Genomic DNA, 2,777 nt, shown 5'->3' with positions numbered 1-2,777 from the left:
GCGTACAGCCGCGAAAGCGTCACCCGCCCCCACCCCAGGATCTGGATCTCCTACACAGTTCACGGCACCAGCGAGTAAACCAACGCACTGATCGCCACCAAGCCCACCAACGTCACGAACACATTGGACATCTGCCCCGAATACTGACGCATCGCCGGTACCCGGCGGATCGCGTACATAGGCATCAGGAACAACAGCGCGGCAATGATCGGCCCGCCCAGGGTCTCGATCATGCCCAGGATGCTGGGATTGAGTGTCGCCACCAACCAGCACACCACCAGCATGAACGCGGCAGTGACCCGGTCCAGCGCCTTGGCGTTGGGCCGGCGGCCGGTCTTGAGCACCAGGCCCTTGAGTCCTTCGCTGGCTCCGATGTAATGGCCCAGGAACGACTTGGCAATGGCCACAAAGGCGATCAGCGGCGCGGCAAAGGCAATGGTCGGGTTGCTGAAGTGGTTGGCCAGGTACGACAGGATCGACAGATTCTGCGCCTTGGCTTCCGCCAACTGGGCTGGCGACAGCGTCAGCACGCAGCTGAACACGAAGAACAGCACCATCACCACCATCAGCGCATGGGCGCGTCCCAGAATCTGCCGGCTACGGGTTTCGGCGTTGATGCCATAGCGGCGTTGCTGATCCACCGCGAAGGCCGAGATGATCGGCGAGTGGTTGAACGAGAACACCATGACCGGAATCGCCAGCCACAGCGTATGCAGCAGCGCCGAGGTTTCCGGCACCTGACCGGCCGTGGCCAGAATGCCGCCGTTCCAGTGGGGAATCAGGAACAATGCCAGCAGCAGCAACGCAACGATGAACGGATACACCATCAGGCTCATGGCCTTGACGATGAAGCGTTCGCCACAGCGCACCACGGCCAGCAACGCAAGGATCAGCACCAGCGCCAGCAGCGCGCGTGGCGGCGGCTGCAGGCCCATCTGGTGCTCCATGAAACTGCCCACGGTGTTGGTGAGGGCCACGCTGTAGATCAGCAGGATGGGGAAGATCGCAAAGAAATACAGCAGCGTGATCAACGCCCCGGCCTTGAGGCCGAAATGCTCTTCTACCACCTCGGTGATGTCGCCACCCGAGCGCCCCGACAGCACGAAACGGGTCAGTCCGCGGTGCGCATAGTAGGTCATGGGAAACGCCAGCAGCGCCAGGATCAGCAACGGCCAGAAACCGCCCAGGCCAGCGTTGATGGGCAGGAACAAGGTGCCCGCGCCGATGGCGGTACCGAACAGACCGAGCATCCAGGTGGTGTCGTGGCGGTCCCAGGGCGACAGTGTCGCTGGGGCCGTGGCATATCGTTCGTCGAGGCTGTTGGCCTGATCGTTCATCCGGTCGAATCTCCGCTTGCCGGTTGGGTCACTCATCGGCCGGTAGCGGGAAAAACGTACAGCTGGCAGCGCCCCGGCCCTGAAAAGGGGCGTGATTGTCCAAGATTGTGCAAGGAAAGCAAAGGGTTACTCGAGTAACGGTCGGGTTCAGGCCGGCTGCGAGCGCAGGGGCCGGCGCAAACTCTGGCCGAACCACACCCCCAACAGGGCCATGGCGCCACCGACCAGATGGTGCTGGTGCAGGCTCTCACCCAGCCAGGCGGTAGCCGCCAGCGCCACGAGCACGGGTATCAGATTGAGAAACAGGCTGGCCCGGCTGGCGCCGACCGCTCGCACGCCGCTGATCCACAGCCACGGCGCAATGATCGAGGCCATGATGCCGGCGTACAACACCAACGGCAGGTTCTGCGCGGTCAACGGGCTGGGTTCGCTCGCCAGGTACCAGGGGATCAGTACCAGCAGCGCACAGCCGATCTGCAGGTACAGCTGGCTCCAGTTGCCCATGGCGAAGGTCCAGCGCCGCAGCAACACGCCATACATCGCGTTAGCCAATACCGCCAGCAACATCAGGCCGTCACCGCCGCCGAAAGCATGGTGGACGATCAACGCGGGGTGGCCCTCGGTCATCAGCCAGATCACCCCGAAGAACGAGATGGCACCGCCCAGCACGGTCCCCCAGGTCAAGGGTTCACGCGCCAGAAAACTGCTGAGCAAGGCCGACAGCAGGGGCGACAGCGCCAGCAGAATGCCCATGTTGGTGGCGCTGGTGGATATCGCGGCCTGATACGCCAGCCCCTGATACGCCACCATCCCCAGCAACCCCAGCACCAGCAGTTGCGGCAACTGCCGCCACCATTGCTGGCGGGTGCGCCACAGGCCCGGCAGCACGAACGCCGATAGCACCAGGAACGCCAGGCCCCAGCGGTAGAGGGTGATGGAGGCTGGCGCGATCAGCCCGCTGGACAGCTTGGTGACCAGCGTATTGCCTGACCAGATGACCACGGTCGCCAGGGGGAAGAGGTTGTTCCAGGAAGATTCGCGAGGGGTGGGTTGCTGTGCCATCTTGGCGCGTATTCCTGAGTAACGGGGTGCGCTACTGTGCCACCGGCGCCGGCCGCAACGCCAGCGCTTTGCTCAACGTCGCGGCAGCGGCTCGGCCAGCCAGGCGTAAGTCTGCTCGGCCGACATGGGTCGGGCGAACAGGTAGCCTTGTACGTACTCACAGCCCAGGCCGACCAGCGCCGCAGCCTCCTGGGGGGTTTCCACTCCCTCGATGATGCAGTCCAGAGCCATGTCCTGGCTCAGCGCCAGCAGCGACTTGACGATCTTGAAACTGGCCGGTTTCTCGTCGATCCGGGCGACGAAGCTGCGGTCGACCTTGAGCTTGGTCAGTGCCAGGGCGTGCAGCTGGCTGAGACTGGAATAGCCGGTGCCGAAGTC

Annotated in this window: 3 protein-coding genes; all 3 read right to left on the bottom strand. The window is 63.8% G+C overall.

Annotation, left to right across the window (positions count from 1 at the left end; translation table 11 throughout):
• Positions 1-59: 59 nt before the first annotated feature.
• Positions 60-1,337 (bottom strand): serine/threonine transporter, encoded by a 1,278-nt coding sequence (locus B3397_RS17760; RefSeq protein WP_296252613.1) that lies wholly within the window; start codon positions 1,335-1,337, stop codon positions 60-62.
• A 147-nt stretch (positions 1,338-1,484) separates the two neighbouring features.
• On the bottom strand, positions 1,485-2,399 hold the full coding sequence (locus B3397_RS17755) for a DMT family transporter (RefSeq protein ID WP_296252612.1): 915 nt from the start codon (positions 2,397-2,399) through the stop codon (positions 1,485-1,487).
• Between the two features lie 72 nt (positions 2,400-2,471).
• Positions 2,472-2,777: EAL domain-containing protein (locus tag B3397_RS17750; protein WP_296252609.1), on the bottom strand; the 306-nt coding region annotated here is incomplete at its 5' end.

Origin of the sequence: Pseudomonas sp. UBA4194 (assembly GCF_002379585.1) — a bacterium.
Taxonomy (GTDB): domain Bacteria; phylum Pseudomonadota; class Gammaproteobacteria; order Pseudomonadales; family Pseudomonadaceae; genus Aquipseudomonas.
This window is presented reverse-complemented; position numbering and strand designations above follow the sequence as displayed.